Source organism: Paenibacillus sp. OK060, assembly GCF_900101205.1.
GTDB classification, from domain to species: Bacteria; Bacillota; Bacilli; order Paenibacillales; family Paenibacillaceae; genus Paenibacillus; species Paenibacillus marchantiae.
The window spans coordinates 383,395-409,869 of record NZ_FNFR01000004.1; the positions used below are offsets into that span (position 1 = coordinate 383,395).

Genomic DNA, 26,475 nt, shown 5'->3' on the forward strand with positions numbered 1-26,475 from the left:
CAGCGCCTGATGATGTGATGTGCCTAAGCATATTGTTACATAATAGGACAGATTTGAAAGGTCGACAAGGGGAACAGGGGAAATTAACGTTCTCATTTTAATGTAAACTATTGATATACTTTAAAGAATCTACTATTAAATTTCTACTAAATCAGAAATGATAAAGGACTGATCCATATGAAATCGCTATCACCATATGTTCTTGCCAAACGTAATTTGGCGATGACCATTCTATTTATGGCAGTCATGACTTTTCTGGCTATCTATGTTGCATCGACGTCTCTGTACTTTGCTATCGGATTTTTTGTGGTTGTTCAGTCTATAGGTGTACTTATGCTGAGACATTACATCAAAAAAGTGAAAGAACTGAAGGAAGACAGTAACCCTTGAATGCTAGTCCAATCCATACGATTGGTTGCAAACGCTCACGTTCCATAGCATACAAAAAAACAAAAGCCGAACTTCTTCAGATCGAAGAGTTCGGCTTTTGTGTGTTCAATAATTTTATTTTGTACAAAGCATAATTGGTGTATCTACCAAATTAACGATTATCTATCGTCTCTGGATACATATCATGGTTCATCATGCGGTGCTCGGCCATTTGCTCATACTTCGTCCCCGGTTTACCGTAGTTGGTGTACGGATCGATGGAAATGCCGCCGCGCGGCGTGAATTTGCCCCATACTTCAATGAAGCGTGGGTCCATCAGCTTAATCAGGTCGTTCATGATGATGTTCACACAATCCTCGTGGAAATCACCATGGTTGCGGAAGCTGAACAGGTACAGCTTAAGTGACTTGCTCTCCACCATTTTCACATCAGGGATGTAGCTGATATAGATCGTTGCAAAGTCCGGCTGACCCGTGATCGGGCACAGGCTGGTGAACTCCGGGCAGTTGAATTTGACAAAATAATCCCGGTACGGGTGTTTGTTATCGAAGTTTTCCAGAATACCTGGATCATATTCAAACGTATATTTTACGCCCTGGTTACCCAGCAACGTTAGATCTTGCATTTCATCAGGTTGTCTCATGGATTCGTAAACGCTCCTTATTTCCGGCGACGCACGAAGCTTACCGGTATATATGATAGGCCATCTTAGCCTCTGGTTGTTCCCAAAATTACATCATGCCGCCCATTATTCCATCCAAATAGCCCATCAGACGCCGCGTTTGTTGCCCCAAACAAGGGTATGCAGCTGTGGCAGCACACGAACGTCGTTCAGATCATCGGATGCACTGACTTGATCAATCAGCCACTCATAACGGGCAAGCAGCGAAGTCGCCAGATCTGGGGTATCAGCAGAAGTGACATCCGGGTTCCCGGTTTGCAAAAATAAATCTGTGCCCGGATACCGTGCATGCACACGGCGGGCATAGTCCAAGTCTGTCTCATCGAAAATTACGATCTTCAGACTGTGACTTCGTTCCACCGGGCGAGCAGCCAGGCGATGGATCAGATCATCCAGCACAGCCCAGTCGGTGTTCATGCCTGAGCTGGGAGGCTTGGGCGAGACGGTGACTTCGTCAATGTCCGCCAGCCAAGACTGCCAACGGGAGCCCTGCGTTTCTACCGCGGTGCGGATGCCGTTCTCCCGAAGCAGCTTAACCAATCCGCCCAGCGAAGCGAGCAGGGCAGGGTTGCCGCCTGAGATGGTCACATGAGAGAAGCGTGAGCCGCCAACACGACGCAATTCCTCCCACACATCCTCCGGAGTAATCATCCGAATCAGGTCCTTGCCACTGCCGTCCCAAGTAAAGGCCGAGTCACACCAGGAACAGCGATAATCGCAGCCCGCGGTGCGGACGAACATCGTTTTCTGCCCGATAACCATGCCTTCACCTTGAACCGTCGGGCCAAAGATCTCCATCACAGGAATACGAGCCTCTTTGCTACGTTCCACGCTACTCATCGATCATCCACTCCCGTCTGGCCTCAGCGTAACTGGTCGGTGTCTCATATAAGCGGACAAACTCTGTTCGACCACCCTCGGTCAGTGCTGCATACGGTTCGGTCTGCAAGGCGTGTTCCATCTGCTCGAACAACCAGACGACCATATTTTCAGCAGTTGTGTTCATGAGGGGAAGGGTTTCATTCAAATACTGATGATCCAGATACCCTTCAATTTGTGTTTTCCATATCTCCTTGATATGTCCAAAATCAACCGTCAACCCGGTCTCACCCGGATAACCGCTAATGCCAAAAACAACTTTATACGTATGCCCGTGCAAATTCTTGCACTTGCCTTCATAACAATGCAGATGATGCGCAGCGTCAAACGTAAACTCCTTGCTGACAAGCACACGTTTGCGATGATAGCGAAGCTGGGCAGGAAGGATATCCTCCCCAATCCGCTGCAACCGCTCCACAATACGGAATGTTCCAGGCTCTCTCATCGAACATCCGCTCCCGCAGTTCCAACAGTAGCAGAATTCGTGCGTTGCTCCAGATAGCGATCCAGTCCGGCTTTGCGCAGTTTGCAGGCAGGACATTCTCCGCAGCCATCGCCGATAATTCCGTTATAACAGGTCAGTGTGCGCTCCCGCACATAATCGAAGGCACCGAGCTCATCCGCCATTTTCCACGTCTGGGCTTTGTCCAGCCACATCAGCGGGGTGTGAATGGCAAATGGGTAGTCCATCGATAGATTCAGCGTAACATTCATCGACTTTACAAACGAATCCCGACAATCCGGGTATCCGCTGAAATCCGTTTCGCATACACCTGTGACGAGGTGACGAGCCCCTTTTTGCTTCGCCATAATGGCTGCAAAACTGAGGAACAGCAGATTCCGTCCATCGACAAACGTACTTGGCAGTTCGCCTTCTTCATGCGTAATCTTCATATCCGTACGGGTGAGTGCATTAGGCGCGAGTTGGTTTAACAAGCTCATGTCCAGTACCGTTTGCTGTACACCCTGATCGCGAGCGATCTCTGCGGCGCATTCAATCTCCAGCTTGTGACGCTGGCCGTAATCGAAGGTAACCACTTCAACCTCGGCAAATTGCTGTTTGGCCCAGAACAAACAAGTTGTACTGTCCTGACCGCCGCTAAATACAACGACTGCTTTTTCTTCGTTCAACATAAAAAAACCTCTCCATCTTCTTAAGATCAATCCATGCACATAGGCACAGAGTGTCGGAAGAACAGAGAAGTTCATGAACTGGCATCCATCAAAAAACACACCTTCTCGTAGGCTGCTTCAAAAAAGCAGGACGATCTAGTGTCCTTAGTTTTTTACGTACGTTGTTACCTAAAATGTACGCAAGACTTATTGACCTTAATGAAGGTCGAGTCTTATAGAGGGAGTTCGCGAACCTCTCCCATGCCATAGGCATGGATTTTCTTCTTCAATTGTCCGGTACAGTATATCACATTTCCAATACGGTGAGCATGCTTTCCATGAGAACCCATTTATAACCGAGCCTAACGTCATCTGGACTTATTTGATTAATACATTTCCAAAAGGAATGACTTCCTTCAGAATTCGCTTAAATAAGCCTTCATCGTTCATATCCTGTTCCAGTCTATGATTTTCACGACCGGCCTGAAAGAGTACAGAGCCATGTCCTGTCATCTTCCAATGATAGTTCATATGCTGGCTGGCAAGGTTGTTCCCGTATACGGTAAGTTCCAGCTGCGCGTTCTCGGGATAGGCGATAATACTGCCTGCATCCACGTACAGTGGTGCAGTAGGGTGCAATTCCTGTTGGCAGACCTGACCTTGTGTCAGCAATCCAATTTTGCCTTTGCCCGAAAACTTCATTTTCACGGCATCCCGAGTGATGAGCATGTTTTTGATTTTCTGAATTTTGGTATGCATCGTGACGCCGTCGGAGTAGAAGAAAAGATGGCGGAAGTCATACAGCAGATCGCTGTTCTCACTCAGTTCAACTTCCTTCATGGTGAATCCGGGAGGCAGGGCGGCCACAAATTGACAAGGACCGGTAATTTCGGATTTGATGAGCTTTTTTTTGCGATAGATACCCGAAATATTCATGAATTTATCATTGCGACTGCTACTTGGGCCGCGAAAAGCGACAATTTGCTGGGGGTGGAGAATATGCAGGCGGTCGTTCTGGATCAACGAGAACGTGACCACTTGTCCGGCTCCGCCAGCTTCGGCATTATTCAGGTGTATGTGCATGCGGTTGCTCCTGTTCTTTTATACTCTGCCAGAACGGCGACGCATCCCCCAGCGCATCACCCGAATCAGAATAAAGTATCCCAATATGAGTGAAACGGCTGTGATAATCATCGTTTGAATGCGTTTGGCAGTTGCCGTTTTGGCATCCTGATCATTTTGCAGCTTGCTCACCATGTCGGTCAGTTTTTCGTTTTGTGCCAGCAACAACTCGTTCTGGGCCTTGAATGCTTCGACATTTGCCTGGGCTTGTCCCAATTGGGCAGAGGTCTGATTCAACTGCTCCAGCGTCTGTTTATAGCTTTCCTGCAAGGCGTTCACTTCTCCAGGTAGCTCGGAGACTCGTTCCCATCCACTATAGATATCGGAGAATATATTGGCATTTGCTGCACTGACTGTAGAAGTCAAAGAAACAGTAAACAATACACATGTGGTGAATAACACCCGAATGAAATAACCCTGAATGGGTTTTGGCATGAATGGCACCTTCTTTCGGTTACATAATCGTTTGCCGATTTCGTCGTCATTTGTTGAAATACGGCTCTTACATTATACGTCAAAACCGGGACAATGGGTTCAAGATGATATAGTTTTAATTACCCTATATGAGAATAAATCAATACATGTGGACAAGTGTTTAATTTTAAGAACGTCGGGGTAATAGAAGGACAGGGCAGCACTCCGGACGGCCTTGACATCATTCTTTTACTTCAGCTCTGGGTGCCTGCTATTCATATTAACGAAATTTGTAATTTAATGAGTGAAAACAATATATCCGATTTTTATGAAGATCGTGAATACGAAGGGGTAGAAACGTATGTACACAACTAAACAAGCTGCAACAACCAAAACGATTATGATCACTGTAAATGGTGAGCCGATCGGGCGTGAATTGATTATCGACAGTATTACTTATGCTCCAATCACAGAACCTGATTCTGTACAAAGTTTACACAAAATGGGAATTGATCCATCTACCATTTAAGATAGGACTTGTCATATAAAAGTGGTCTAAAAGCTTGGCATACTGCCAAGCTTTTTCGTCGTTTATTGTCGTAATTACGCGGATTTAGGGATGAGAAACTAATATTATGGAAAAATTTCCTGCGAACATATGTTCCGTGACAATATAGTGTCCATTTACCCTGATAACTTAGAAGATAATACATATAAATCGGGGGAGAGACTACCAGTGAACTCAGTCTTTGAAGTATCTTATTCGTGGAATAGAGAGGCCATACCGACAGGGGGAGCCGACCCCGTATATATGATGGTGGAGTGGCGTAACGGAGCCCCTGCCAAAAGACTCAGGAAAATAGCACCCAAAATTGTGTCACGAGACTTGGAACTTTTGCTCAAACCGGAATTTGGAATTCAGCTCAAGGGCATCTACGGCTGTCGTTCCAAAGAAACGGATATCGGTTGGGTTTTAAGACTTGGTGATGTATACAAGGGAGAGAGTAAACAAATCTTACTCGAATTCGCCATGGGACCGCGTGTATCGGGGAAAAGTGCCGTATGTTCAGCTTATTGGAGTACGCGAAAGTTGAAACAAAGCCAGAGAGTGCTGCTGCGCAGAGAACAGTTGTATATTCAGTATACAAGTCATCTGGGCATGCTGCGTCAGCCGGAAGATCCCAAGGTAGAGAAGACAATCAAATTAAACGAAACAGTTCCTCTGATTAAACAAGCTTTGCGTGCTTATGAAAGAGGCCGTACACAAGAGGGCAGTGATATGCTGCGTCGTCATGCAGATGCTTTGTTAATTGAAGCGGCTCGCAAACAGGATCTAGATTATTATGAGGAAGCCGAAATATTGGAGAAACTTCGGCACCATTACGGGATTACTTTTAATTCCATGGTTCATAATCGCGGAAAAACGATGTTAGGTGAATAGGGATAAAGAACTAGGCAAGATGGGGCGGAAAGGAATGTTTCTACATAATTTTTTGAAGGTGAAGTCAAGGAATAAGTCGAATGTACTAAACAACATAATAATAAAAAAATGGATGGAGTTGTATCGAATTTATTGAAACAACATCGTGGAGGGTCCGGCAAAATGACAGACCGACTGATCCGATTAATGCGCATTATAACTCTTGTGCAGGCCAAACCGGGTATTCTGGCCCGTGAGCTTGCCGAGCGGTGCGAAACAACGGAAAGGACGATATACCGCGACATGGAGGCCCTCAGTGCAATGCATATCCCCATCGCCAATATGGGACACGGGAGAGGATACATGTTTATCAGCCATTTTGCCATGTATCCGCTGAATTGGTCTGATGAAGAAGCTCAAGCCTTTATGCACCTGGCAGAAGTCATGGAGAATATTCGTCCGTTGCTGAAGCCTGCTTTTGAGAGCGCGTATGAGAAAGTGGTTGCTTCGAGTCAGAAGAACAAAACAGAGCGAGTGGAATGGTCTGAGCAAATTAGTGGGTTGTTCAAAGTGGGTACATCTGCTTGGCAAAATGAAAGTACCGAACTTCTGAATCATTCCCTGGTGACCTTGCTTCAGGCCGGAATTTCCCAGAACACTATTGAAGGAGAATATCTGTTTCAAGGTAAAAAGGGGATTGCGCGAATGGATCCCTACTGTCTTATTCCTCGTGAATACCGATTTGATCTGTTGGCATATTGTCACCTGTCAGAAAGACTGAGAATATTTCAAGTGAATCGTTTGCACAGGGTTCGGATTTTGCCACGCACGTTCCGCAAAGATGATTACCTTTTACAATCTCACTTCCGCACGCCACAGGAACTTAGCGGCAGTACGGAGTGGACTGCATTCAAGATCAGATTCTCGCTGCACGCCGTGGAGCGTGTCATGCAGGAGCAGTTTTTTGCACGCCCCATCTTGACGATCGAACCGGAGGGTACGCTGTTATTTGAGGCCATACTGAGTGATGAACAAGGGTTTCTAACCTGGTTGTCTCAATATGGACCCGATGCCGAAATTCTGGAGCCTCAGAGCTACCGTCTTTTGATGAAGGAACGTCTGGAACGTTGGAGAGAGATCTACAACTGAACGTCAGTGCAGATCATGGCTGGTCTGCCTTTGTTCAACATGCGTTGTATGCAATTACTCTTTGGTCTTGAACAGGTGTGCAAGGTTACCAAAAGGGGAATCTTCCTCGTCATCTTCTACACTGCTGGAATAGACCACTTTGGATGTGATGCCCTCATCATCTGCGGCGCAATTGGTTTCCAGTTTGAATTGATCAAATTGATGCATGAATACTTTGGCTGTATTAATCGCATCATCCAAAGCGCGGTGCTGAGTGCCATCGAATTCAATACCACACAGTTCCAGAGCCTGAGCGAGTCCAAGCTGACGGAATTTTCCTTCCTTACGCACAGTTCGCGACCATTGCTGCTGAAGATCATTGTGGTTGGTGATCCAGGCTACATCGAGCTGATGAGTGCGACAATGAGAGATCAGTTTGGTGCGGTCATCCGGTCCCCAGGAGCACATGTAATAGGATTCACTTCCCATCCATGCAATAAATTGATTCAGTGCTTCCGGAAAAAGAGGGGCTGCGTCGATGTCTTTCTGCGTAATACCCGTAAACTGAATTGTATCGGCGGATAGCACCGATTTATTGGATGGACGAACATAAGTGTGGAACGTATCCGACACGAACAGGCCGTTCTCACCTTCCGTTACTTTGACGGCACCGATATCTATAATTTCAGAAGAGTAACGTGTATTGCGACTTACCGTGAATTCAAGATCGTAAATAATATATGGCATAGGACAAACTCCTTTATCAATTAATACATGGTTTCTATTTCTCTATATTACAGGGAACGCACAGCCATGTCAGCCATCGCCCAGCAATTCATTTTAACGTAAAGCTGGCAACAGTGTGGTTGACAACTTCTTGTAAATACACTATGGTGATCAAAAATGATAACAGCGATCAACGAGGACACAATTACGTTAGCCAGCTTCTACAGAGAGGAAACCGCTTAGTGCAAGGTTTCTGTTGCTGTTTCGTTATTCCTACCTCGCGAGCTGCGGAGGAGAAGGCCCGAACGGCCTGTAACCTTCGCCGGATGGGCCCGTTATGCCCTGAAGGACTGCGCGTTCACGTTTTGCATCGGTTGCAAACGTAGAACCGGTTTATGGCAAATGACCTGATGATTTGAAGTCAGGTCAGCCGGCAAAGTGCAGTTAAATAAGGGTGGTACCACGACACATTCGTCCCTTGACGGATGTGTTTTTTTGCTGTTTATAACCAGATTTAAAATATCGATTAGAAGAATAAGGGGTGTGACAAGATGCGTCAAAGTGAAATGCTTGTTCCAACATTACGTGAAGCACCAGCAGAGGCAGATGCAGCAGGGCATCGCTGGTTATTGCGCTCGGGTATGATTCGCCAACTCGCAGCAGGGATATACAGTTATCTGCCCTTGGGACGTCGTATCTTGCTGAATGTCGAACGAATCGTTCGGGAAGAAATGGACCGTGCAGGATGTCAGGAGGTATTGCTGCCAATCATGCAACCTGCTGAGCTATGGGAAGAATCCGGAAGATATACACAGTATGGCCCTGAGCTGATGCGTCTGAAGGATCGCCATGCTCGAGAATTCGCCTTGGGTCCAACCCATGAAGAGGTTGTGACTGCACTGGCTCGTGACGAGGTTAATTCTTATCGGAAGCTGCCGTTTACACTTTATCAGATTGGAACCAAATTCAGAGATGAACGTCGTCCAAGATTTGGATTACTGCGGGGACGGGAGTTCATCATGAAGGATGCGTACTCTTTTGCTTCCGATTGGGAAGAGCTGGATCGCACCTATCAGGCCATGAATACGGCGTATTCGCGTATTCTGGAGCGTTGTAGACTGGAATATATTCGAGTGGAAGCCGATGCAGGCACTATTGGTGGTCAGGGGGAGACCCACGAATTCATGGCACTTGCTGATGTGGGAGAAGATACGATCGTAACCTGCAAACATTGTGGATATGCCGCAAATCTGGAGAAGGCGGGATATCAGACTTCTAAATCTTCTGCTAAGAATCCAGAAAAAGCAGAAGCTTCTGCTGACCTAAAAACGGTTGAAAAAGCTGATGGGAATACCGAGGGTGACACGTTGGTTCGTATCCAAACGCCAGGTGTACGTACGATCAATGAGTTAAGCGTCTTTGTGGGCAAGGATGCCCAGCATATGATCAAAACATTGCTTTATCAGGCTGATGGTCAACTGGTCGCTGCGCTTGTTCGTGGGGATCATGAAGTGAATGATATCGCGCTGAAGCAGGTATTGGGTGCAGAAGAGCTAATTCTAGCTGATGAAACTGCCCTTGCAAGTCATCCGAATTTAACTGTAGGTTTTCTGGGTCCTATTGGACTGGATCTGCCGATTGTAGTAGATGCGGATGTAGCTGCAATGGAATATGCCATTACAGGAGCGAATGAAATTGATGTACACTATTCGAATGTAGTTCCGGGTAAAGATTTTGCTTTGGACAGAGTAGATCGAATCCGTTTCGCTGCTGAAGGTGACGGCTGCCCAACCTGTGGAGAATCGCTTGTATTCACAAAAGGAATAGAAGTCGGGCATATCTTTAAACTGGGAACCAAGTACAGCGACGCTATGGGAGCATCCTTCCTGGATCGTAATGGACGGCAGTGCGCACCTGTAATGGGTTGTTACGGTATCGGTGTGTCTCGTCTGATGGCAGCTATTGCTGAACAATATGCCGGAGAGGATGGCATCCGTTGGCCAGCAGCCATTGCGCCTTATCATGTACATCTGATCGCAATGAGCTGGAAAGATGAACAGCAACGCGAGCTCACGCTTGAACTGGAACAACAACTAGTAGATGCCGGATACAGTGTACTGATCGATGATCGGGATGAACGGCCAGGGGTGAAGTTCAAGGATTCGGAATTGATCGGATTGCCTGTCCAGATTGTTATTGGCCGAGGTGCGGCAGAGGGACAGGTAGAATTTGGATCGCATGTGCTTGCAGCACAAGGCGAATCCAAACGAATCAGTATGACGGCACAAGAGGCTGTAAGTCAGGTGAAGGAACAACTATAGTCCAGAATTAAAAAAAATCCTTATGAAAACCATGCTACGTGTCTCTATATAATAGAGCGATGTATAATAGGTCCAGATATTATGCGGTAAGAGATGTTTGTGGTTATGTAACGGATTAAAGCGTTAAAAAGAGGGCTATAGTCATATAAGTATGCACCACTATTTGCGTATTGTCATACCAAATTACTAGAATTTGAAAAATTGTATTCTGTATACAGTCGGTTTGTCCATAAGAGCTTCTGGCGAACCATGTCAGGAATCTATGCAGGTGCAAATACGCAAATCATGGAACGAGAAATATATCGTTTGAATGTGAAATAACCGCATGAGAGTGGCAATTTTGGAGATATCTTCTATAGTCCATGGTAGAGGGCATGGGATGAAGTGATTTCTTAAAGTGGCTTTGGAGATTTATTTTTGCAGCAAAGCTATATTCATGTAAACATGGATGTGCAACTCGGTAGGTTAACTACTGAGTGATGTAATTTGTAAAATAAAAAAGGGTGTCCATCAGCCAGTTATGGCTTGAGGGACACCCTTTCTTTGAATCTTATTGGTACAACTATCTGCTCTTCTCAGAACTTAAGAGGCTGCAGGCAGTTTCAATTGTTGGCCTGGATAAATCCAGTGTGGATTTTTGATCTTATTCAGCTTTTGCAGAGCTTGCCAAGTGGTACCGTATTGTTTGGAGATGGAATACAGGGAATCTCCGGATTTTACAACATGCACTTTGGCTGGCGCTGGTTTACTTGGCGTCGGTTTCGACGGTGTTTCTGGTTTTGGTGTCTCTGGTTTCGGTGTAGTTGGAGCTGGTGTTTCCGTTACTGGAGCTTCCGGTTCAACCGCAGGAGCCTTTGCTTCCTTGATTCGACCGTCTGTTTTGATTTCTACAGCGCCCAGTTTTTGCATGTATTCGATCAACGCTTCATCCATAGCACCGTACATGCCGGACGTTGTGTATTTCGCAAACATCGTGTACTCGTCACCACCAACAGCAGTGAAATCATTCGTAGCCATTGTGTACGTTGCTTTTGGATCAAGGGCTTTATCTCCGATCATGACGGAGTGTACACGGCTGCCTTTTGCAGCTGAAGAATCAATACTGAATGTCATGCCGGATACTTGTGGGAATCCGCCACTTGGTTCTGGATAAGATCCTACTCCGTTTTCAAGGGCTGCGAGTACATCGGAGCCTTTTACTTCAAGCGTTACAACCTGATTACCAAAAGGAAGTACAGTGATAATATCACCTTTAGTTACGATACCTTTTTCAATAGAAGAACGAATACCGCCACCGTTTGTGAGTGCGATATCGGCTTTGCTGATGTCACGGATGGCATCTGCCAGCAGGTCACCCAGGTTCGTTTCACCTGCACGTACTTGTTCACGTTTGCCGTCCAGCAGAATCGCTGTATTGGCTACTTCTTCTTTCAGAATGGGTTCTTGCTCTTTCTGAATGGAGTTTACCAATGCGGCAACTTTCTCATTCGGTTTGATGTCTTTTGCTTCCGTTTCATCAATTAGTGTTGCTTGTTTTTTCGTTACTTTGCCGCCGTCAACCCACAGGTCGATCACGCCTACAAAGTTTGTATACTCTCCAGCGCTGGCGATCAGTGTTCCGTTATCCGATACAAGTCCATCTTGCAGAACCGTATGGCTATGACCGTCGATGAATACATCAATGCCAGGAACTTCTTTTACAACTTTGAAGCTAGTATCGGTGCTGGACGCGTCTTGTCCAAGGTGTCCCAATACAACAACAACATCTACTTTGCTGCGAATTTCGTTCACGAGAACTTTGGCTTCTGCAGTTGGGTCTGTAATATCAAGACCTTCCACATTTTTCGGATTCGTTTTATACATCGTTTCCGGTGTAGTCAGCGCAATGATACCGATCTTCACGCCGTCTACTTCTTTAATGAGGTAAGGATCGAAGAGACGAGTTCCGTCTTTCTTTTTCACATTGGCACTGAGCATGGGGAAGTTCATCATATCCGCAAGTTCGATGAGGCGCTCGGAACCGTAGTTGAATTCGTGGTTACCCGGTACAATCGCCTGATAACCGATTTCATTCATTACTTTGACAATGCTCTCACCGTTAACGAGTGTAGCAAAGGTTGTACCATGCACTGCATCTCCGGCATCCAGCAGAAGGGTATTTGGGTTTTCGCTACGGTATTTGTCCGCAATTCCAGCAACTTTGGCGAAACCCATCGCAGGTGAGGACTCAACTGCGCGTGCGTGTGTGTCATTCGTATGTAGAATAGTAATGTGCTTACCTGTGCCCGGAGTGGTATCCGTTGCAGCAGCGGCAATGCCCACACTGCCAAACAGCAGACAGAGCGTTAGCACAAGTGAAACATAAGTCTTCCAGATTTTCATATGAATCAGTAACCTCCCCAAAATAATAATCTACCTGAGCGTTTGCACAACTCATGTTGTATTTTACCAGACTACTATTAGGAAATCTCGTGATTTGTGTAAAAATAGGTAACCTGAAAGTGACATCTGATTTTCATAGTGGAAGATTAAGAGAGAACTTCACTTGTGAGGAACGTATGTTCTTAAAAAGGCTAAAAAAAATGCTGCACTTCACGTGGCAGTCCAGTACGCAAACAAAATTTCTCCAGTGATTCATCCGGCTCTGGCATCACCCCTGAAGTTAGAAGCTGTATGGCAAAACGATTGGCCTGTCTTTCCAGCTTGCCTGGGGCAAAATAGGAGTGTTCCTCCAGAAAGAACCGGTTTATGCCTTTGTGCAATCGGTCATGTCCAAGTTCATGGGCACACACAAAACGCTGCCATTCCGGCGGTAAATCATTGTGAATGACGATAAATCTGCGACGGAGCTTTCGGAAATACAGTCCTTTGGTGGACTTGCCCAGATTGGTGAACCGGATCTGTATTCCAATGGCTCTGGCAATGCTGAAAGGGCAGTTTGTCCGGTGTTTTCGAATCAGCTTTGTTACAATGTCATCCATATCATCTCACCTGCTGCTTTAGTTTGTTCAGCTTGAAATGCTTCATGGGCGCTTGTCCGGATCGTTCGTTTTTTTTCGTTTGTTCATCTGTTTGGCTTCCCAGAACAGACCTGTCAGGACATCCTTAATTCGTTTCTTATCCTCATCATCCAGCGGGATGCCGTCAAACATCAGATCATCCTCGTCCTCGAGCATCTTTTTAAAGTCCCGACGGTCCTTATAAGTTGCCCATTCTGGAGCGTCATGGAGCTCACTTGCTGTATTTCCGGTTTCCAGATAGCCGGCCTGTTTCATCATATCCGCGTAGGGAACCGAGAGTGCGTCCGAGATTTTGCGGATGGTAGCAGGCTTGGGAACTCCGCGAACCCCATTCTCAATGCGTGAAATTTGCGAGTTGCTGATTCCTGCTGCTTCGGCGAGCTGATTGATACTGTATCCCTGTTGCTCGCGCAGTTGTTTCAGATAAGGACCAAAAGCGTGCTCCACCATTCATTCCACTCCTTTGATTCGTACAAGTGCCTAAATTATATATTAAGAGAACTTGTCTCACACGAGTCACTCCGATGGCAGAACAACCTTTCGATCACTGTTATCCCCAGATTTCTTTGATTCCCTTCTCATAAGGGAAAAATCCGGTGATAAAGGTGAACGCTACGCTTCTCCAGGTTTTTTCTACCCTCTCCGTTAAACGTGCAAATCTGGCATTCAATCTTAAAATATAAAAAGTCGGACTTATACGAGGATCTTTAATTATCTGTACTATATCGTATATATACCATTAGGTAAAGGGATATGAAACAATTATGCCAAAAGGTAAAGGAAATGAGAGCGCGGGTTTTATTTTATAGTTAAAACGACCCAAAATGAAGGTTTACGCCGATCCCCAGAAAGTGGTATCCTCAAATAGAAATACGAACAAAATACGAACAAAATGTAAAGTTGAGACAAGTTGGATGATGAGGAAAATGAATTATTCCTGCTTCATACCTGACTTTAACTGATTCCAAAAGGCAACAGAAAAATTGAAGAATGCCGTTACTATTTGAGAGAACTGGATAACTCTAATAAAAGGAGTATTTTGTATTAATCCCAAAAGCGATTCAAATTAGCAATAGGTAGATCGAAAAGCTTCTATTCGTCTATCTATTGTACCCGTAAGCGACTGGAACCGAATAATACAAAATACCAAAGATGAGATGAATGCGAGTTTAACTGACCCTTTAAGGAGGAGAATGAATATGGAACTGATGCTGCCCGAATTGGACCGACGCAAAACACAGACTGCTGTTGAAGCCGCGCTGGAAAAATACCGGATTTATAAAACGATTGCTTTTGAAGAACGAGAGGTGATGGTGACGGCGAGTTACGCTGAGCGTTTCCATGGTGCAACGAATGTGACCGGGGATTCCACTGCCAGAACGGCAATCTATAATGTGGATGTACAGCGCGCACGTCAGGCGTACTGCGATACGATTGATTTTGTGGTATCTCGACTGAGCGAGAAGGAACGTGTACTTGTCAGCGAACGTTATCTGAAGGATGACGATGTATTTGACTATAAAGTGTATAACCATGTGTTTGACCCGCCTGTCAGCAAGGATACGTATACGAAGATTCGGACACGTGCTTTCTATAAAATGGCGCTGGCTCTGTCGGATCGGGGTCTGATTAATATGGAGCCTTTATCTGCATCTCGCAAAGAGCGACAGAAGCTGGGCTAGAGGTGAAGCAAGAAGTTCATCCTTTTATATCCTTCGCTGATTGTATACAATAATTGAAAACAATATTAAGGATCAGTCAAAGGAGAGGAATCCGCATGACGGAACAAGCCGGAATGCAGGAGATGTACACACTGAAGACGATCGCGGAAACGCTCAATACATCCAACGACCTGAATCTGATGCTGGATACGGTACTCGGTAAATTGTTGGAACTGACGGGATTGACTACGGGCTGGGTATTCCTGATCAATAATCAGGGAGAGTACTCCTGTATTGCTGATTACAGTTTGCCTCCTGCTCTGCTGCATCATGACAAGGAGCCGATGCGCTGTGGGTCTTGCTGGTGCGTGAATCGCTTCCGGGACGGGAGATTGGATAATGCCGTCAATATTATTAATTGCAAACGCCTAGAGGATGCCGTCGATCATCAATGGGGAGATACCCATGACATCACCCATCATGCAACGGTTCCGCTCCGCTCGGGGGAAAAGATGCTGGGACTGCTGAATGTTGCTGCACCCGGGAAAGAGCATTTCAGTGATAGTGAGCTGGCGCTTTTGCAGGCTGTAGCTTATCAGATAGGTAGTGCAATGGAGCGGATGCGATTATATAGCGCAGAGCAAAGGCGAGCGGATCTGTATGTCAGGCTGGGGGAGTTCAGCCGATCGCTGGGCGTGACGGTCAACAATTGCAGCAGTGGAGACGATATGGCCAAGATGGTTGTAAAGCTGCTTGGGCATCATTACGATTGGCCTTTTGCCGCACTGTTATCCCAGAAAAACGGAAGTTTTATGGTACAGGCGGCTTATGCTCATGGCAGGTCCGAAATGATGACAATATCTGGACTCTCTCCAGAGTTGCAGACTCGCATGCATCGTGTGATTGATTCTCATCGGGCTATGGTATTGTCGGCAACGGAAATCCAAGATGTTTCTGCCATCTGCAATACCGGGCTCCCTAAGTCTGTTTTGGCTTCAGGCTTGGCTGCTCCCATCCCATTAAGTTCTCCTGGAGAAACGGCAGTACTGGTGGTTGGATTGGGCTCGGCCAATGGCTTCCTTCAGGCAGATCGTGAGGTTTTCGATGCACTCGCTGAACATATTACAGCCTCGTGGGAGAGTCTGAGACTGGTATACAAACGGCGGGAATTGACCCGACTGGAGGAACGAAACCGTTTGGCTCGGGATTTGCATGATTCGGTGAACCAAATTTTGTTCTCCCTGTCTCTCACAGCCAAAGGGGCAGAGAGCATGTTAGCCGGATCACTACAGCTGCATCCGGCTGCGGAAGCGATGAAGGATATACGTTCCTTGTCGCAGGAAGCATTGAAGGAAATGCGTGCCTTGATTATGCAACTTCGTCCGGCGGGTTTGGAGTCTGGTCTGCTCAGTGCATTGCAGGAATATGGTACAGGACAGGGATTGCAGGTCGTTGTACATCGGACGGGTATGCGCTCCTTGCCTCAAAGTATTGAGGAAGGCTTATGGCGTATTGGACAGGAAGCACTCAATAATGTGCGTAAACATGCGGGAGTCCCTTCTGCTGAGATATCCCTCCAGCTAAGCGATCAGGAAGCGATATTAATCGTTACAGATCGAGGAAAAGGGGGGGCCAAAAAGCGTGAGGCTTTGCCTGCCAGTTCACTTGGTCTGTCCATCATGAGGGAACGGGCCCAGTCACTGGGCGGCAGACTTGAACTTGTGAGTTCATCCCGAAAGGGAACATCGGTAACGGTCGTCATTCCACTTCCGTCCGAATCTGTATAAAATCAGGGGGAAGAAGACATGCCGATTACGATTTTACTCGCGGACGATCATGCAATGGTGAGGCGTGGGTTGCACGTTTTTTTGTCCACTCAGCCAGATATGGAAGTCGTCGGAGAAGCCTCGAATGGACAGGAAGCACTGGAACAAGCAGAACAACTGCATCCGGATGTGGTATTAATGGATCTGCATATGCCCGTGCTTGACGGGATCGAGACGGCGAGAAGGCTTCGTTCGATCTTGCCTAGAATCCGTATCATCGTACTTACGTCCTTTTCCGATCAGGATCATGTCGTACCAGCCGTTCGCGCTGGAGTGAAGGGATATCTGCTAAAAGATATTGAGCCAGAGGATCTTGCCGTTGCCATTCGTAATGTGCATGCAGGTCAGGTAGAGCTTCATCCTGCAGCAGCAGGACAATTAATGCATGTGATGGCTTCGTCTGAAGTGTCGATGAATGAACCGCATGGGCGTGCAAATCCCCATTCGTCTACTCGGCTTCCAGAGCAAGAGCGGGTAGGGCTGGGAAAAGAAACTTCTCATGGACCGGACATGCTTACTCGTCGAGAACGAGAGGTTCTGGGGCTGATCGCACAAGGATTAAGTAATAAAGAGATTGCCATCAAACTAATCATTACCGAGAAAACAGTGAAAACCCACGTCAGTCATCTTTTAGACAAATTGGGACTGGCAGACCGGACACAAGCAGCGCTTCATGCCGTAAGAAATGGTTGGGTCGTCTGATCCATCTTCCCATATTCTCAGACTAAAGTTGTAGAAACTCAACCCAAAGGTTGAGTTTTTTTGTGCTGCAAGTTAAGTCTATCTGCCGACGATTCCGAGGTGGAAGCAAGGTAAGATGAGAGTAGAGAAAGTTGAATCGAAGAGATGGAATATCTATATAAAATCGAAGGAGAGTGACCTAGATGAATATTATCATTTTGGCAGGCAGTAATCGGAAAAATGCAACCAGTACACGTTTAGGGGAATATGCCGTGGAGGTAATTAGCGGTCAGGGGCATGAAGCCAGCTTGTTCGACTTATATCAGACACCGCTCCCATTCTATGCACCGGATGAAAAACAGAATGAAGATCAGCATCTGTCTGACCTGAACACACGTATGCTCGCAGCAGATGCCATTATCCTGTCTACGCCAGAGTATCATGGCAGCATCAGCGGTGTACTCAAAAATGCATTGGATCACCTGAGTCAGGCTCATTTCAGTGGTAAACCGGTATTGTCCATCAGCTCAGCAGGAGGTGCGGTGGGCGTAAGCTCACTTTTGCAGCTGCAGGTGATTATTCGCAATTTGCACGGTATTAACGCGCAGGAGTGGATTTCCATTGGTGGTGCACAGCGCAGAAGATTTGAAGCAACGTTTGACGGATACGAAGAATTTGAAGGCAGTCAGGACATTGAGGATCGGATCAAACGCGTGATTGGTTCATTTTTACACCTTGCCGAGACGTTAACTGCAGTACGGAAGCCGTCCGTGAGTTAAGAGAAAGAGGTTTTCATCATGATTAAAGGCATATTTGAGACTCATCTGAACGTAACGGATCTGGAGAGATCCCATCATTTTTATGAACAGATTGTTGGATTGCAGCATGCTTATGGGCAGAAGGAACGTGGAAACTCCTTTTACTGGATTGGCGGTGTAGGCAACGCGATGCTCGGACTGTGGCAAAAGGACCCTTCCGAGGTGCAGCGACAGCATTTTGCTTTTCAGGTATCGTTGGAGGACATGAAGCAAGCTGTCACTTACCTAGAGGATGAAGGGATCAAGACGCATAACTTTCAGGATGATGATATTGGCGAGTTATATGTATTTGGATGGATGCCGGCTGTGTCCGTGTATTTTACCGATCCGGATGGTCATTCTCTGGAATTCATATCGATGCTCCCGGATGAAGCGAAGCCGGAACTTGGCATGGTGCCTTGGAGTGAGTGGGAGAAGATGAACGGTCGGGTGAAGGAGGACACAGCATGATTTTTGAAGAGGTCAAATTATATACAGCACGATTGGAAGACATTAAGCACTTTTATATCAACACACTGGGTTTGAACATGGCTGAAGAGTCCGAGCATGCCTTCACGCTACAGATTGGTTTAACGAAAATGATATTCATGCGAAGTGAAACAGACCAGAATCCGTTTTACCACCTGGCCTGGATGATTCCAACCAATCGTTTTCAGGAGGCCAAGGCATGGGCAGCGGCACGTGTCCGTCTAAGTAGGCATGAAGGTGATGATGAGACCTATTCAACGAATTGGAACTCGAATTCGCTCTATTTCGAAGATCCTGTCGGTAACATTCTGGAGCTGATTGCTCATCATACCGTTCATAACGAGAGTGATCACGCCTTTTCGGAGAAAGATCTACTGCAGGTGTGTGAGGTGGGACTTGTCACGGAAGATGTGCTTTCTGCGGTAGATGAACTTGAGCAGATGGGATTGAAACGATGGAGAGCGATAAGTGATACCTTTGCCCCTATAGGGGATGTGAACGGTCTGTTCATTGTGGTGAAGAAGGAGCGAACCTGGTTCTTTTCGGAGCAAAAAGCAAACATCTATCCGCTGGAAGTGTCCATACGTGATGTTGGGAGACTTCGAATCGGCTAAAATGCGCGGAACAGCAGGCAAAACGGTCATATGTGCACCATTTGAATCATCTTATAGAAGTAAACGCTTTAAAAAGAGTGTTTTGCTAAAAAACTGTTGCTGGTCGTGTGTATATCAGGATTCGCATCGATGAAGGGTGGTGGCATGTTGGATCGACGTTTGTTGGAAGAAGGGCTGGCTGTTATTGTGTCCAGTCGGGAGCGTACAGGAGATTTGTGGCATGCCCATTATGGGGCGGGAGCTATTGCGGCTTATTTTTGGTTGCGGGAAAATCGCCTCACTGCCCTTGCGGCGGGCAGTGTTACGGCTGAAGCGAAAGCCATGCTTCGCCAGCACGGGTTGAATGATGGCTTGAACTCCCGGAAGGGAGAGGTTTTGCCAAGGGAAGAGGCCGAAGCGCGTATTACAGCAGCGCTGGATCGAACCATCGGAGAGCTACACTGGGTGGGTCATCAGGCCATCTATGGTGCCCTAAGTCTAAAAGCCATTCGTGAACTGGATGGTTGGGGCACGGAGCATGACATGGATCAGATGGTTGAACTTATTGATTCTTTTGAACGAACCATTCCAGGTAGATCCTGGGTAAACACAACGGTGAAAGAAATTCGCAGCTTGAAGTTAAGTGAGGCAGACGGATTCCCTGATATAGAACGCCCGGAACAATTGTCCCGGCTGATTCTGGATGAGCTTGGTGCATTTCGTACCATCTATCAGGCAGAAGCACATCATGATCTGATCGGCCACATGCTAACCTACGGGCACGCGCTTAATATATTATTTGAACTGGATTACCCTGCTTTGTTCCATAAAGGCGTTCCACCTTTTCTCAGGATGGTCAAGGCGCTGCGATTGAGCCGGGATGTGGATGCCGACCAGGAGATGCCAACACTGCAATCTCCAGTTGATCGTCTGCCATTGATCCGTGCAGAACGCTCTGTTGCACTTCCACATGAACTGGAGTACTGGCTCACCGACAGACGTTCCCGCGATTGGCATGGAGGTCATCTGTTCAAATTTCCATTCAGCTTCTACCATCATGCCAGAAACGGAAATTCAGTTCCGGAAAGCTGGGAAAACTTCCGCTATATTATCGCGTGAGCAAAATACGTTTAAGAGAGCACAGCCTGAGATGGCTGTGCTATTTTATATCTTTTTAACGGAGCCATATTTCAAGGATAAACACGATCAAAATGACTCTGGATGCCAGCATGTATGGTGATTTTCGTATGGGCTGACGCGCTGTCCATATTCCCCAGGAACTCATAAGTGCAATACTTACCCAGAACATCCATAAGGGAATGCCTTCAGGCGTAAATGGAAAGGACAGCGAGGGCAGACCTGTATTGCCAGCCCCAAGAAGAACAATGGTCATATAGACGAGCAGAAGGAAAAGTAACTCAAATAGCAGGGTTTGCAGCCAGAAATAATAGATGTGCAGCACTCGAAGCAGAATGACTGTGACCATGATAAACAGGATACCAACGGATGAGAATGTTGCAGCGGTCCATCCAATGAGTGAAGTAGTTACAATATCTGTTTCCTGATATAAGGTATACATTGTCAAAGCATACATAATGGGGCCGGCCATATAACTGGTAATAGCGATCCACAGATAGAACCAGAGCTTTTTATTCATGATCGTATCCATCCTTTATTGTAAATAGGGTTAGAAAGGCCACTTATATCATATAAACAGCACCAGAAATGGATTTGTTGGGTTATCCGGCTGAAGTCCCTGCAAGAAACCGACGTTTAACCGTCATGATGGCGACAACAAATAGACGTAATCCATACGGATAACCGTCAGCGCGACCGATTTAAACATGTAAGATTGTATTATCGGATCAGTAGCAAATGACATATCCCGATAAGCACATACGCTAATGTACAGACCGGCCAGGGGCCGGTTTTTTTATGCGGTGAGTGCACACTTGCTCTGATCGGGTACTAAAGAAAGACTGAATATATCATTATAAGTTGAATTTAATTTTTACACCAAAACGGAGAGTGCAGAACCAATCTGAAGAAGCGAAGTTAAAAGCTTTCTGCAAGAAAGCTACTTCGTAAGCATACTCTGGCCTTTAGCACCGGATTTTACCCTTGAACTAAGGGATCAAGAAAATCTGGGGATAAGAGCGATCGGAAGATGGTACTGCAATCGCAGTGACAAGGTGTAACATCTCTAGTTCAACTTATCTAACAGGAGGTTTTAGGATATGAAAACAGTATTGTATGTTCCACTGGATGATCGTCCAGCGAATCTGGATGACGTCGTTGTACAAGGAAAAGCAGCCGGTATCCATATCATTACACCGCACCTGGGTGACATTCAAAATCGTCTGGATTCCGAGAAAACGGTAGAAGGCACCACATTGCTTGGAACGTCTACACCTACGTATGGGAAACCGTCCAACATTCATGATTTCGTTTTGAAAAATGCCGCTAAAGTGGATGGCTTCATCATCTCTTCGGATATGCTGGCTTATGGTGGTCTGATCGGCAGTCGTCAGCTTCGTGAAGATGGAGGCGGAACATATCCTGATTACGACCAGGACACTACCCGTTTGCTCGATGTGATCAAAGCGATTAAAGGGAAATATCCACGAAAACCAGTGTTTGTGATGGATACCATTATGCGACTCGCTACCACCTCTTTTGCAGATGGTCTCGCATTGGATGCCTACAACGAGTCACGTGCACTGATGCAGCAGCCACGCCGGTCCTTTACGGCATTCGAGGATATTGTGAACGGGTACAACCTTTCTCCAGAGTCTACGGAATATGGGGAAACGACGTATTTTAATAAAGAACAGTACTACAACACCAGACAACATAAATTCAAAACGAATCTATACATTCTGGATAAGCTTGCTGGCAAAGGATATATTGATTTCCTCGCCGTAGGCGTCGACGATGCGAATACGCAAGGCGTTCAGATCAACGAAATCAATTATGTGGAAGCACGGATCAACGAATGGCTCGGTGGGACGGATGGACAAAATCCCGATCGGGCGATTATCCTTCCAGATGCGGATGGCCTGGGTCACGCTCTGTTGGCACGCATGGCTAACCAATTGCTTCGTGGTGGGAAGAAGACGCGTTATGCAGTGAAATATTTTGGCCCGCATGGTTCCACGATTATCAATGCCTATGAATATATGAATGTGCACGAGAATGTGGTGCGTCATGTGGATATTGTTGGTGGTGTGGTTGTAGCGGATTCCGCTTATCCACAGCCTGATGTGGTAACGGATACAACTCCCGATATGGAAAATGGAAATGAATTAACGAATGCTACATCTGTTGATGAAGCTTCTTCGTTTGATATGGCTTCTGAGCTGGATCGCATGACGAACCGTCATCCAGGCAAACCGGGTAATAAATCGGTGGACATTGAGATTATTGCTATTACGGCGCTGGATCAGGTGCAGGCGGCTGTGGCGCAATTGACGAGTAATAGTGAGAAGGGTCTTCCTTCGGTGCTGATTGATTTTGTAGGAAAAGGTCCGGCCAACGTCGATGTAGCCGAAGCACTCCTGAACAGTCCGTATACGGGTCGGGTCCTGGGGTACAGTGCATGGAATACGCCGGGGAACAAAATCGGTATGGCTGTGGGTATGGGACAATCCCGTTATGCTCTGATTACAACAGAAACACATGCCCATACGTTGCGAGATGCCATGAATGCACATGGTTCATTGTTGTTCAAACGTTTCCTGAAAGATTACTACTATAAAGCAGTAGCGATTGCAGATATCCGCACGTATTCCAGAGCGCATGCGCTGTATACCAATGTGGCAACCCTTGCAGATCAGAACATGGCACTCTTCAACTCTGAAGAGGATTACACTCATCTGCAGACTTTACTCAGGGATCTGATGCAGACCCACACCACGGCACTGGCGAACAAAACCGCCTTTGCTCAAGGGAACGTAGCGATAAAGCAAATTTGTAATGGCGAAGCAGCTTATGCGGAGTATTGCAGTGCACTGCTGGAATATGCGAATCCCGATTTCATCTGGGGACGTGCGTTTGAGATTACGTTGAATCCGAAGGTTACGCTGAAATAGGGTGTTAATGGCATGAGCCACGCTGAGTCGTCTTTTTTCCACCCCGGATGCACCCTTAATTGCACCTAAGTCGTACGAATCACCATCCGCGCTAGCGATGAAAGGGTGTAAGATTGTATTATCGGATCAATAGCAAGGACACACACCGAAAGCACATACGCTAATGTACAGATCGGCCACAAGGGGCCGGTCTTTTTGTTGCGGTGAATGGTGTCCAGCTTTGGTGCCGTAGATACGCAGAGGCTGAGTTAAAGGGGGAATTCGCTGCTGCAACATTGTTGCTGCACAATGCAGGCAGATCTCAAACTTGCAGCTGAAGGGGGCAACATGAATGTGTCTATGAGTAGTGGGTTAAACAACACCGCCAGCACAGGGCAAGTGAGCAACGTCATCAGGCGAACGCTGAAGCAGAAGCTGGAGGCTCTTGTCCCGGCATGGAATGACCGAGTACTGGATACTCCTGTACCGGGAGAGGTGTTAGCCGGACCCTGTGCCGTGATTGCTTTTGCAGAAGAGGTACCGAAGTCTGCTTGGGCGGGGTATAGGAGGATCATCAAAATCTCTCCATATGCACGCCCCGAAGATGGAGGTGCTGAACAAGTAGAAGTATGGTCAGCAGCGCTGATGGAAGGACTGCATCAGGTCAGGCTGGAGGATGAAGAAGGCGGGGCATTTACCTGTATTTATCTGGGTTCTTCAGATTGTGATCGTGTGGATGCCAGTTCTGGACTGGTTACGCGCAGCCTGCGGTTTGGGGTGTATGTTCCGGAAATGCTGGAATACACTCAGGCTGAAACCACAGATTTGTGGATGGCTGCACTTCAGGGCTGGACACAAACTCAGCTCGGACAGGAGTGGTCCGTATATGGGGATGCCTGGCCTGGAGGTTATAGGTCCAAGTCTATACTGTGGCGATTGACGGGATGCAGTACAACCACTGCAGGGACTTCTGCGCTGGAGATTCGTAAGCAATGGATTGGGCATGTGCTGGCTGCGAATGTGGGAGATGTCCGTCAAACGGTCACACATCTGGTTGAACAACTGGCTGTGCAACCCCGTATTGCTTTGACGGATACAGACGGTACGCGATATGTGACGGTGGATGAAGTTTCTGCCGACTTGCAGGCAGACGCTTACTTGAACGGGCAGATTCGTCTGACGTTGCAGCAGCGTATTCGCCGTCCGGGTACGGATGTGCCATTAATCCGCGAGATTCACCATAGCAAAGGGATAGAGTAAGCGCTAGTCGAGAGGGACTCTAGATGGGGTTCCAGATGAGAAATTCAATATCATACTTTAGCTTCAAATTCATAGGTTCATAGTTTCGTAGGTTCATAGGGACAAAAATTCATAGGTCAAAATTATGGTGCAAAGATCAGGTTCAACGAATTCAGTAGTCAAACAATGAGGTGAGATGGCCATGGCAAGCTCAGTGAAAAAAAATAAACAGACTGCCCCGCAATACACGCGGGCCGAGCTGATGAATCATGCCGAAGCCCTCTTTGCCGTTAAGGCAGAGGTGCTGTATGGTGCGCTGTACGAAGTAGCGCAAGAGACGTTTTCCATTGCGGAAGCGAAGGAACACATCAACCAATTTATGAAAGCGAAGGTGAAGGGATAATGGCAGGCGGAACTTGGGAGCAAACGAATCGTCCGGTACTTCCGGGCTTATATATGAATTTTCAGGCGGCAGCGTCTTCGGCCATTCAGGCTGGTAATCGCGGAACGGTTGTTGTGCCGATCAAGGCCAACTGGGGTCCGGTGGGCACTTTTGTAGAAGTCGGCAGTGAAGCTGCAATTGAGCGTATTTTCTCGGCGCATGCCCAGGATAATGGAACAGCTTATACATCCTTGAAGCTCGCTCTGTTGGGTGGACCGAAAAAGCTGCTCGCTTATCGGGTAGCCGGAGAGACGGCGAAAGCAGCCACGCTTACGCTGAAAGACAGCAGTGATACAGCCGTTCTGCAACTGGACGCCAAGTATCCGGGTGACCGGGGTAACGGGTTCTACGTCACCATTCAACCGGGTGTAATTGATAATACGAAGCATGAAGTGCGCTTGTTTGAAGGCAACCGGATGCTATATGCACTGCTGACTGCGGATATTTCGGCAGCGTCGCTGGCAAAAGAGATCAACGCGGATGAAAGCAACATTTGGATTAACGCGCAGGCGATTGGCGAGGGTACAGGTGTTGTTGCAACCGTTGCGGGAGCGGCGTTCAAAGGTGGTGCAAGTGGCAACGATGGACTGACCAATGCGGAGTATATCGCCGTGCAGGGCGCGCTGGAAGGTGAGCAATTTGACGTTTTGGCACTGGATCATGCGGCGGATGCGCCTTTGCTGGCGAGCTTTGCAGCTTGGGTGAAACGTGTGCGCAATGAGGGTAAACCCGTGATGGCTGTATTCGGTGGTACTACGGCAGACGACACCTCTGCGACTGCAGCACAGAAGGCAGCAGCACGTTCACTTACGTTGAATCATGAGGGTGTGATTAATGTTGGTACGGGTGTGCGTCTGGGAGATGCGTTCTACAGCTCGGCGGAAACGTCTGCTTATGTTGCGGGTCTGATTGCCGGACAACGTCTGAATGAATCCACCACATACGCACCATCTCCGTTCGATGACGTGACGCGTCGCTGGACGCGAGCAGAACAGGAGCAGGCGGTTCAGAATGGTGTATTTATTTTCTTCCATGATGGACGTCAGGTGAAGGCGCTTCGCGGAGTGAATACACTCGTGACCCCTGCCGCAGGACAGAATAATGCCTGGAAAAAAATCCGTTCCATTCGTGTTATGGATGCGGTTAATACGGATTTGCAGCGCTCTGCTGAAGATACGTATATCGGTAAAGTAAACAATACGGAAGAAGGCCGTCAGGCGCTGATTGGTGCGATGAAAGCCTATCTGGCACTGCTCGCACAGAGCAATGTCATTGAAGCTGAGAGATACGATGTCGTTCTCGATCCGGCGTATTATGGTGCTGCACCAATTCTCAAGCCGGAGGCGGATCAGGTATTCCTGCAATGGAATGTGAAGCTGACGGATGTAATGGAGCAGTTGTTCGGTACGTTTTACGTGCAATAAGGTTTGTTTAGAAGGAAACTGTCTTTTAAAAGAGACGC

General features: G+C 47.0%; 27 protein-coding genes. 16 read left to right on the forward strand and 11 right to left on the reverse strand.

Going from position 1 to position 26,475, the window contains the following annotated elements; all coding sequences use genetic code 11:
* Window positions 1-177: 177 nt before the first annotated feature.
* Window positions 178-390, forward strand: a complete 213-nt coding sequence (locus tag BLS14_RS16865; RefSeq protein WP_090807974.1) for a hypothetical protein — start codon at window positions 178-180, stop codon at window positions 388-390.
* Window positions 391-541: 151 nt separating this feature from the next.
* Here the strand turns inward: BLS14_RS16865 and queF are convergent, their stop codons facing one another.
* The 6 genes from queF to BLS14_RS16895 all read right to left on the reverse strand — a co-directional run bounded on the left by queF (window position 542) and on the right by BLS14_RS16895 (window position 4,621).
* Entirely contained in the window at window positions 542-1,033 is a 492-nt protein-coding gene (gene queF, locus BLS14_RS16870; protein WP_063564570.1) for a preQ(1) synthase, read from the reverse strand.
* A 126-nt stretch (window positions 1,034-1,159) separates the two neighbouring features.
* Window positions 1,160-1,912 (reverse strand): 7-carboxy-7-deazaguanine synthase QueE, encoded by a 753-nt coding sequence (queE, locus tag BLS14_RS16875; protein WP_063564569.1) that lies wholly within the window; start codon window positions 1,910-1,912, stop codon window positions 1,160-1,162.
* Entirely contained in the window at window positions 1,905-2,396 is a 492-nt protein-coding gene (gene queD, locus BLS14_RS16880; RefSeq protein WP_063564568.1) for a 6-carboxytetrahydropterin synthase QueD, read from the reverse strand. The genes queE and queD overlap by 8 nt, the downstream gene beginning before the upstream one ends.
* A complete protein-coding gene (gene queC, locus BLS14_RS16885; RefSeq protein ID WP_090953372.1) occupies window positions 2,393-3,082 on the reverse strand; it encodes a 7-cyano-7-deazaguanine synthase QueC in 690 nt (229 codons plus the stop codon). Before queC ends, queD begins: the two co-directional genes overlap by 4 nt.
* A gap of 360 nt (window positions 3,083-3,442) precedes the next feature.
* Window positions 3,443-4,147 (reverse strand): AIM24 family protein, encoded by a 705-nt coding sequence (locus BLS14_RS16890; RefSeq protein WP_090953039.1) that lies wholly within the window; start codon window positions 4,145-4,147, stop codon window positions 3,443-3,445.
* 18 nt (window positions 4,148-4,165) lie between these two features.
* A complete protein-coding gene (locus BLS14_RS16895; RefSeq protein WP_024632428.1) occupies window positions 4,166-4,621 on the reverse strand; it encodes a hypothetical protein in 456 nt (151 codons plus the stop codon).
* 340 nt (window positions 4,622-4,961) lie between these two features.
* Between BLS14_RS16895 and BLS14_RS32630 the strand changes: the two genes are divergently transcribed.
* The 3 genes from BLS14_RS32630 to BLS14_RS16905 all read left to right on the forward strand — a co-directional run bounded on the left by BLS14_RS32630 (window position 4,962) and on the right by BLS14_RS16905 (window position 7,169).
* On the forward strand, window positions 4,962-5,129 hold the full coding sequence (locus tag BLS14_RS32630) for a hypothetical protein (protein ID WP_170867871.1): 168 nt from the start codon (window positions 4,962-4,964) through the stop codon (window positions 5,127-5,129).
* Window positions 5,130-5,336: 207 nt separating this feature from the next.
* Entirely contained in the window at window positions 5,337-6,041 is a 705-nt protein-coding gene (locus BLS14_RS16900; protein ID WP_139295681.1) for a hypothetical protein, read from the forward strand.
* Window positions 6,042-6,149: 108 nt separating this feature from the next.
* Window positions 6,150-7,169 carry a helix-turn-helix transcriptional regulator gene (locus BLS14_RS16905; protein ID WP_256336528.1) on the forward strand — a complete coding sequence of 340 codons (1,020 nt, stop codon included), beginning with the start codon at window positions 6,150-6,152 and terminating at the stop codon, window positions 7,167-7,169.
* A gap of 54 nt (window positions 7,170-7,223) precedes the next feature.
* Here the strand turns inward: BLS14_RS16905 and BLS14_RS16910 are convergent, their stop codons facing one another.
* A complete protein-coding gene (locus BLS14_RS16910; RefSeq protein ID WP_090953043.1) occupies window positions 7,224-7,895 on the reverse strand; it encodes a 3'-5' exonuclease in 672 nt (223 codons plus the stop codon).
* A gap of 530 nt (window positions 7,896-8,425) precedes the next feature.
* On the opposite strand from BLS14_RS16910, the gene BLS14_RS16915 reads away from it, so the two are divergent.
* Window positions 8,426-10,195 carry a proline--tRNA ligase gene (locus BLS14_RS16915; protein ID WP_090953045.1) on the forward strand — a complete coding sequence of 590 codons (1,770 nt, stop codon included), beginning with the start codon at window positions 8,426-8,428 and terminating at the stop codon, window positions 10,193-10,195.
* 582 nt (window positions 10,196-10,777) lie between these two features.
* Here BLS14_RS16915 and BLS14_RS16920 read toward each other — a convergent pair.
* The 3 genes from BLS14_RS16920 to BLS14_RS16930 all read right to left on the reverse strand — a co-directional run bounded on the left by BLS14_RS16920 (window position 10,778) and on the right by BLS14_RS16930 (window position 13,665).
* Complete coding sequence (locus tag BLS14_RS16920) at window positions 10,778-12,577, reverse strand: 5'-nucleotidase C-terminal domain-containing protein (RefSeq protein ID WP_090953046.1); 1,800 nt, start codon at window positions 12,575-12,577, stop codon at window positions 10,778-10,780.
* A 191-nt stretch (window positions 12,578-12,768) separates the two neighbouring features.
* Window positions 12,769-13,176: an ImmA/IrrE family metallo-endopeptidase gene (locus BLS14_RS16925; protein WP_062323893.1), complete on the reverse strand. Its 408-nt coding sequence runs from the start codon at window positions 13,174-13,176 to the stop codon at window positions 12,769-12,771.
* A gap of 42 nt (window positions 13,177-13,218) precedes the next feature.
* Window positions 13,219-13,665: a helix-turn-helix domain-containing protein gene (locus BLS14_RS16930; protein WP_090953048.1), complete on the reverse strand. Its 447-nt coding sequence runs from the start codon at window positions 13,663-13,665 to the stop codon at window positions 13,219-13,221.
* Window positions 13,666-14,414: 749 nt separating this feature from the next.
* Between BLS14_RS16930 and BLS14_RS16935 the strand changes: the two genes are divergently transcribed.
* From BLS14_RS16935 to BLS14_RS16965, 7 genes are all read left to right on the forward strand, one after another.
* Window positions 14,415-14,897, forward strand: coding sequence for an ArpU family phage packaging/lysis transcriptional regulator (locus tag BLS14_RS16935; RefSeq protein ID WP_053783401.1), 483 nt, complete (start codon window positions 14,415-14,417; stop codon window positions 14,895-14,897).
* A gap of 95 nt (window positions 14,898-14,992) precedes the next feature.
* Complete coding sequence (locus tag BLS14_RS16940; protein ID WP_090953050.1) at window positions 14,993-16,663, forward strand: GAF domain-containing sensor histidine kinase; 1,671 nt, start codon at window positions 14,993-14,995, stop codon at window positions 16,661-16,663.
* A gap of 18 nt (window positions 16,664-16,681) precedes the next feature.
* Window positions 16,682-17,404 (forward strand): response regulator, encoded by a 723-nt coding sequence (locus tag BLS14_RS16945; RefSeq protein ID WP_090953052.1) that lies wholly within the window; start codon window positions 16,682-16,684, stop codon window positions 17,402-17,404.
* A 182-nt stretch (window positions 17,405-17,586) separates the two neighbouring features.
* Window positions 17,587-18,162, forward strand: a complete 576-nt coding sequence (locus BLS14_RS16950; RefSeq protein ID WP_090807990.1) for an NADPH-dependent FMN reductase — start codon at window positions 17,587-17,589, stop codon at window positions 18,160-18,162.
* 18 nt (window positions 18,163-18,180) lie between these two features.
* A complete protein-coding gene (locus tag BLS14_RS16955) occupies window positions 18,181-18,651 on the forward strand; it encodes a VOC family protein (protein WP_090807991.1) in 471 nt (156 codons plus the stop codon).
* On the forward strand, window positions 18,648-19,283 hold the full coding sequence (locus BLS14_RS16960) for a VOC family protein (protein ID WP_090807994.1): 636 nt from the start codon (window positions 18,648-18,650) through the stop codon (window positions 19,281-19,283). Before BLS14_RS16955 ends, BLS14_RS16960 begins: the two co-directional genes overlap by 4 nt.
* A gap of 144 nt (window positions 19,284-19,427) precedes the next feature.
* Window positions 19,428-20,381 (forward strand): hypothetical protein, encoded by a 954-nt coding sequence (locus BLS14_RS16965; protein WP_090953374.1) that lies wholly within the window; start codon window positions 19,428-19,430, stop codon window positions 20,379-20,381.
* Between the two features lie 55 nt (window positions 20,382-20,436).
* Here the strand turns inward: BLS14_RS16965 and BLS14_RS16970 are convergent, their stop codons facing one another.
* Window positions 20,437-20,919: a hypothetical protein gene (locus BLS14_RS16970; protein ID WP_090953054.1), complete on the reverse strand. Its 483-nt coding sequence runs from the start codon at window positions 20,917-20,919 to the stop codon at window positions 20,437-20,439.
* Between the two features lie 580 nt (window positions 20,920-21,499).
* On the opposite strand from BLS14_RS16970, the gene BLS14_RS16975 reads away from it, so the two are divergent.
* The 4 genes from BLS14_RS16975 (at window position 21,500) to BLS14_RS16990 (ending at window position 26,437) form a co-directional block, all read left to right on the forward strand.
* On the forward strand, window positions 21,500-23,353 hold the full coding sequence (locus tag BLS14_RS16975) for a DUF4127 family protein (protein WP_090953056.1): 1,854 nt from the start codon (window positions 21,500-21,502) through the stop codon (window positions 23,351-23,353).
* Between the two features lie 327 nt (window positions 23,354-23,680).
* Complete coding sequence (locus BLS14_RS16980; protein WP_176854572.1) at window positions 23,681-24,592, forward strand: hypothetical protein; 912 nt, start codon at window positions 23,681-23,683, stop codon at window positions 24,590-24,592.
* A gap of 181 nt (window positions 24,593-24,773) precedes the next feature.
* Complete coding sequence (locus tag BLS14_RS16985) at window positions 24,774-24,974, forward strand: YqzN/YkzM domain-containing protein (protein ID WP_090953060.1); 201 nt, start codon at window positions 24,774-24,776, stop codon at window positions 24,972-24,974.
* Window positions 24,974-26,437 carry a phage tail sheath family protein gene (locus BLS14_RS16990; RefSeq protein WP_090953062.1) on the forward strand — a complete coding sequence of 488 codons (1,464 nt, stop codon included), beginning with the start codon at window positions 24,974-24,976 and terminating at the stop codon, window positions 26,435-26,437. Before BLS14_RS16985 ends, BLS14_RS16990 begins: the two co-directional genes overlap by 1 nt.
* Window positions 26,438-26,475 lie beyond the last annotated feature (38 nt).

Excerpts from the sequence above, each read along its gene's own strand:
- BLS14_RS16865 (WP_090807974.1), top strand. The coding sequence starts at position 178 with ATGAAATCGCTATCACCATATGTTCTTGCCAAACGTAATTTGGCGATG.
- queF (WP_063564570.1), bottom strand. The coding sequence starts at position 1,033 with ATGAGACAACCTGATGAAATGCAAGATCTAACGTTGCTGGGTAACCAG.
- queE (WP_063564569.1), bottom strand. The coding sequence starts at position 1,912 with ATGAGTAGCGTGGAACGTAGCAAAGAGGCTCGTATTCCTGTGATGGAG.
- queD (WP_063564568.1), bottom strand. The coding sequence starts at position 2,396 with ATGAGAGAGCCTGGAACATTCCGTATTGTGGAGCGGTTGCAGCGGATT.
- BLS14_RS16890 (WP_090953039.1), bottom strand. The coding sequence starts at position 4,147 with ATGCACATACACCTGAATAATGCCGAAGCTGGCGGAGCCGGACAAGTG.
- BLS14_RS16895 (WP_024632428.1), bottom strand. The coding sequence starts at position 4,621 with ATGCCAAAACCCATTCAGGGTTATTTCATTCGGGTGTTATTCACCACA.
- BLS14_RS32630 (WP_170867871.1), top strand. The coding sequence starts at position 4,962 with ATGTACACAACTAAACAAGCTGCAACAACCAAAACGATTATGATCACT.
- BLS14_RS16905 (WP_256336528.1), top strand. The coding sequence starts at position 6,150 with ATGGATGGAGTTGTATCGAATTTATTGAAACAACATCGTGGAGGGTCC.
- BLS14_RS16910 (WP_090953043.1), bottom strand. The coding sequence starts at position 7,895 with ATGCCATATATTATTTACGATCTTGAATTCACGGTAAGTCGCAATACA.
- BLS14_RS16915 (WP_090953045.1), top strand. The coding sequence starts at position 8,426 with ATGCGTCAAAGTGAAATGCTTGTTCCAACATTACGTGAAGCACCAGCA.
- BLS14_RS16920 (WP_090953046.1), bottom strand. The coding sequence starts at position 12,577 with ATGAAAATCTGGAAGACTTATGTTTCACTTGTGCTAACGCTCTGTCTG.
- BLS14_RS16925 (WP_062323893.1), bottom strand. The coding sequence starts at position 13,176 with ATGGATGACATTGTAACAAAGCTGATTCGAAAACACCGGACAAACTGC.
- BLS14_RS16930 (WP_090953048.1), bottom strand. The coding sequence starts at position 13,665 with ATGGTGGAGCACGCTTTTGGTCCTTATCTGAAACAACTGCGCGAGCAA.
- BLS14_RS16935 (WP_053783401.1), top strand. The coding sequence starts at position 14,415 with ATGGAACTGATGCTGCCCGAATTGGACCGACGCAAAACACAGACTGCT.
- BLS14_RS16940 (WP_090953050.1), top strand. The coding sequence starts at position 14,993 with ATGACGGAACAAGCCGGAATGCAGGAGATGTACACACTGAAGACGATC.
- BLS14_RS16945 (WP_090953052.1), top strand. The coding sequence starts at position 16,682 with ATGCCGATTACGATTTTACTCGCGGACGATCATGCAATGGTGAGGCGT.
- BLS14_RS16950 (WP_090807990.1), top strand. The coding sequence starts at position 17,587 with ATGAATATTATCATTTTGGCAGGCAGTAATCGGAAAAATGCAACCAGT.
- BLS14_RS16955 (WP_090807991.1), top strand. The coding sequence starts at position 18,181 with ATGATTAAAGGCATATTTGAGACTCATCTGAACGTAACGGATCTGGAG.
- BLS14_RS16960 (WP_090807994.1), top strand. The coding sequence starts at position 18,648 with ATGATTTTTGAAGAGGTCAAATTATATACAGCACGATTGGAAGACATT.
- BLS14_RS16965 (WP_090953374.1), top strand. The coding sequence starts at position 19,428 with ATGTTGGATCGACGTTTGTTGGAAGAAGGGCTGGCTGTTATTGTGTCC.
- BLS14_RS16970 (WP_090953054.1), bottom strand. The coding sequence starts at position 20,919 with ATGAATAAAAAGCTCTGGTTCTATCTGTGGATCGCTATTACCAGTTAT.
- BLS14_RS16975 (WP_090953056.1), top strand. The coding sequence starts at position 21,500 with ATGAAAACAGTATTGTATGTTCCACTGGATGATCGTCCAGCGAATCTG.
- BLS14_RS16980 (WP_176854572.1), top strand. The coding sequence starts at position 23,681 with ATGAATGTGTCTATGAGTAGTGGGTTAAACAACACCGCCAGCACAGGG.
- BLS14_RS16985 (WP_090953060.1), top strand. The coding sequence starts at position 24,774 with ATGGCAAGCTCAGTGAAAAAAAATAAACAGACTGCCCCGCAATACACG.
- BLS14_RS16990 (WP_090953062.1), top strand. The coding sequence starts at position 24,974 with ATGGCAGGCGGAACTTGGGAGCAAACGAATCGTCCGGTACTTCCGGGC.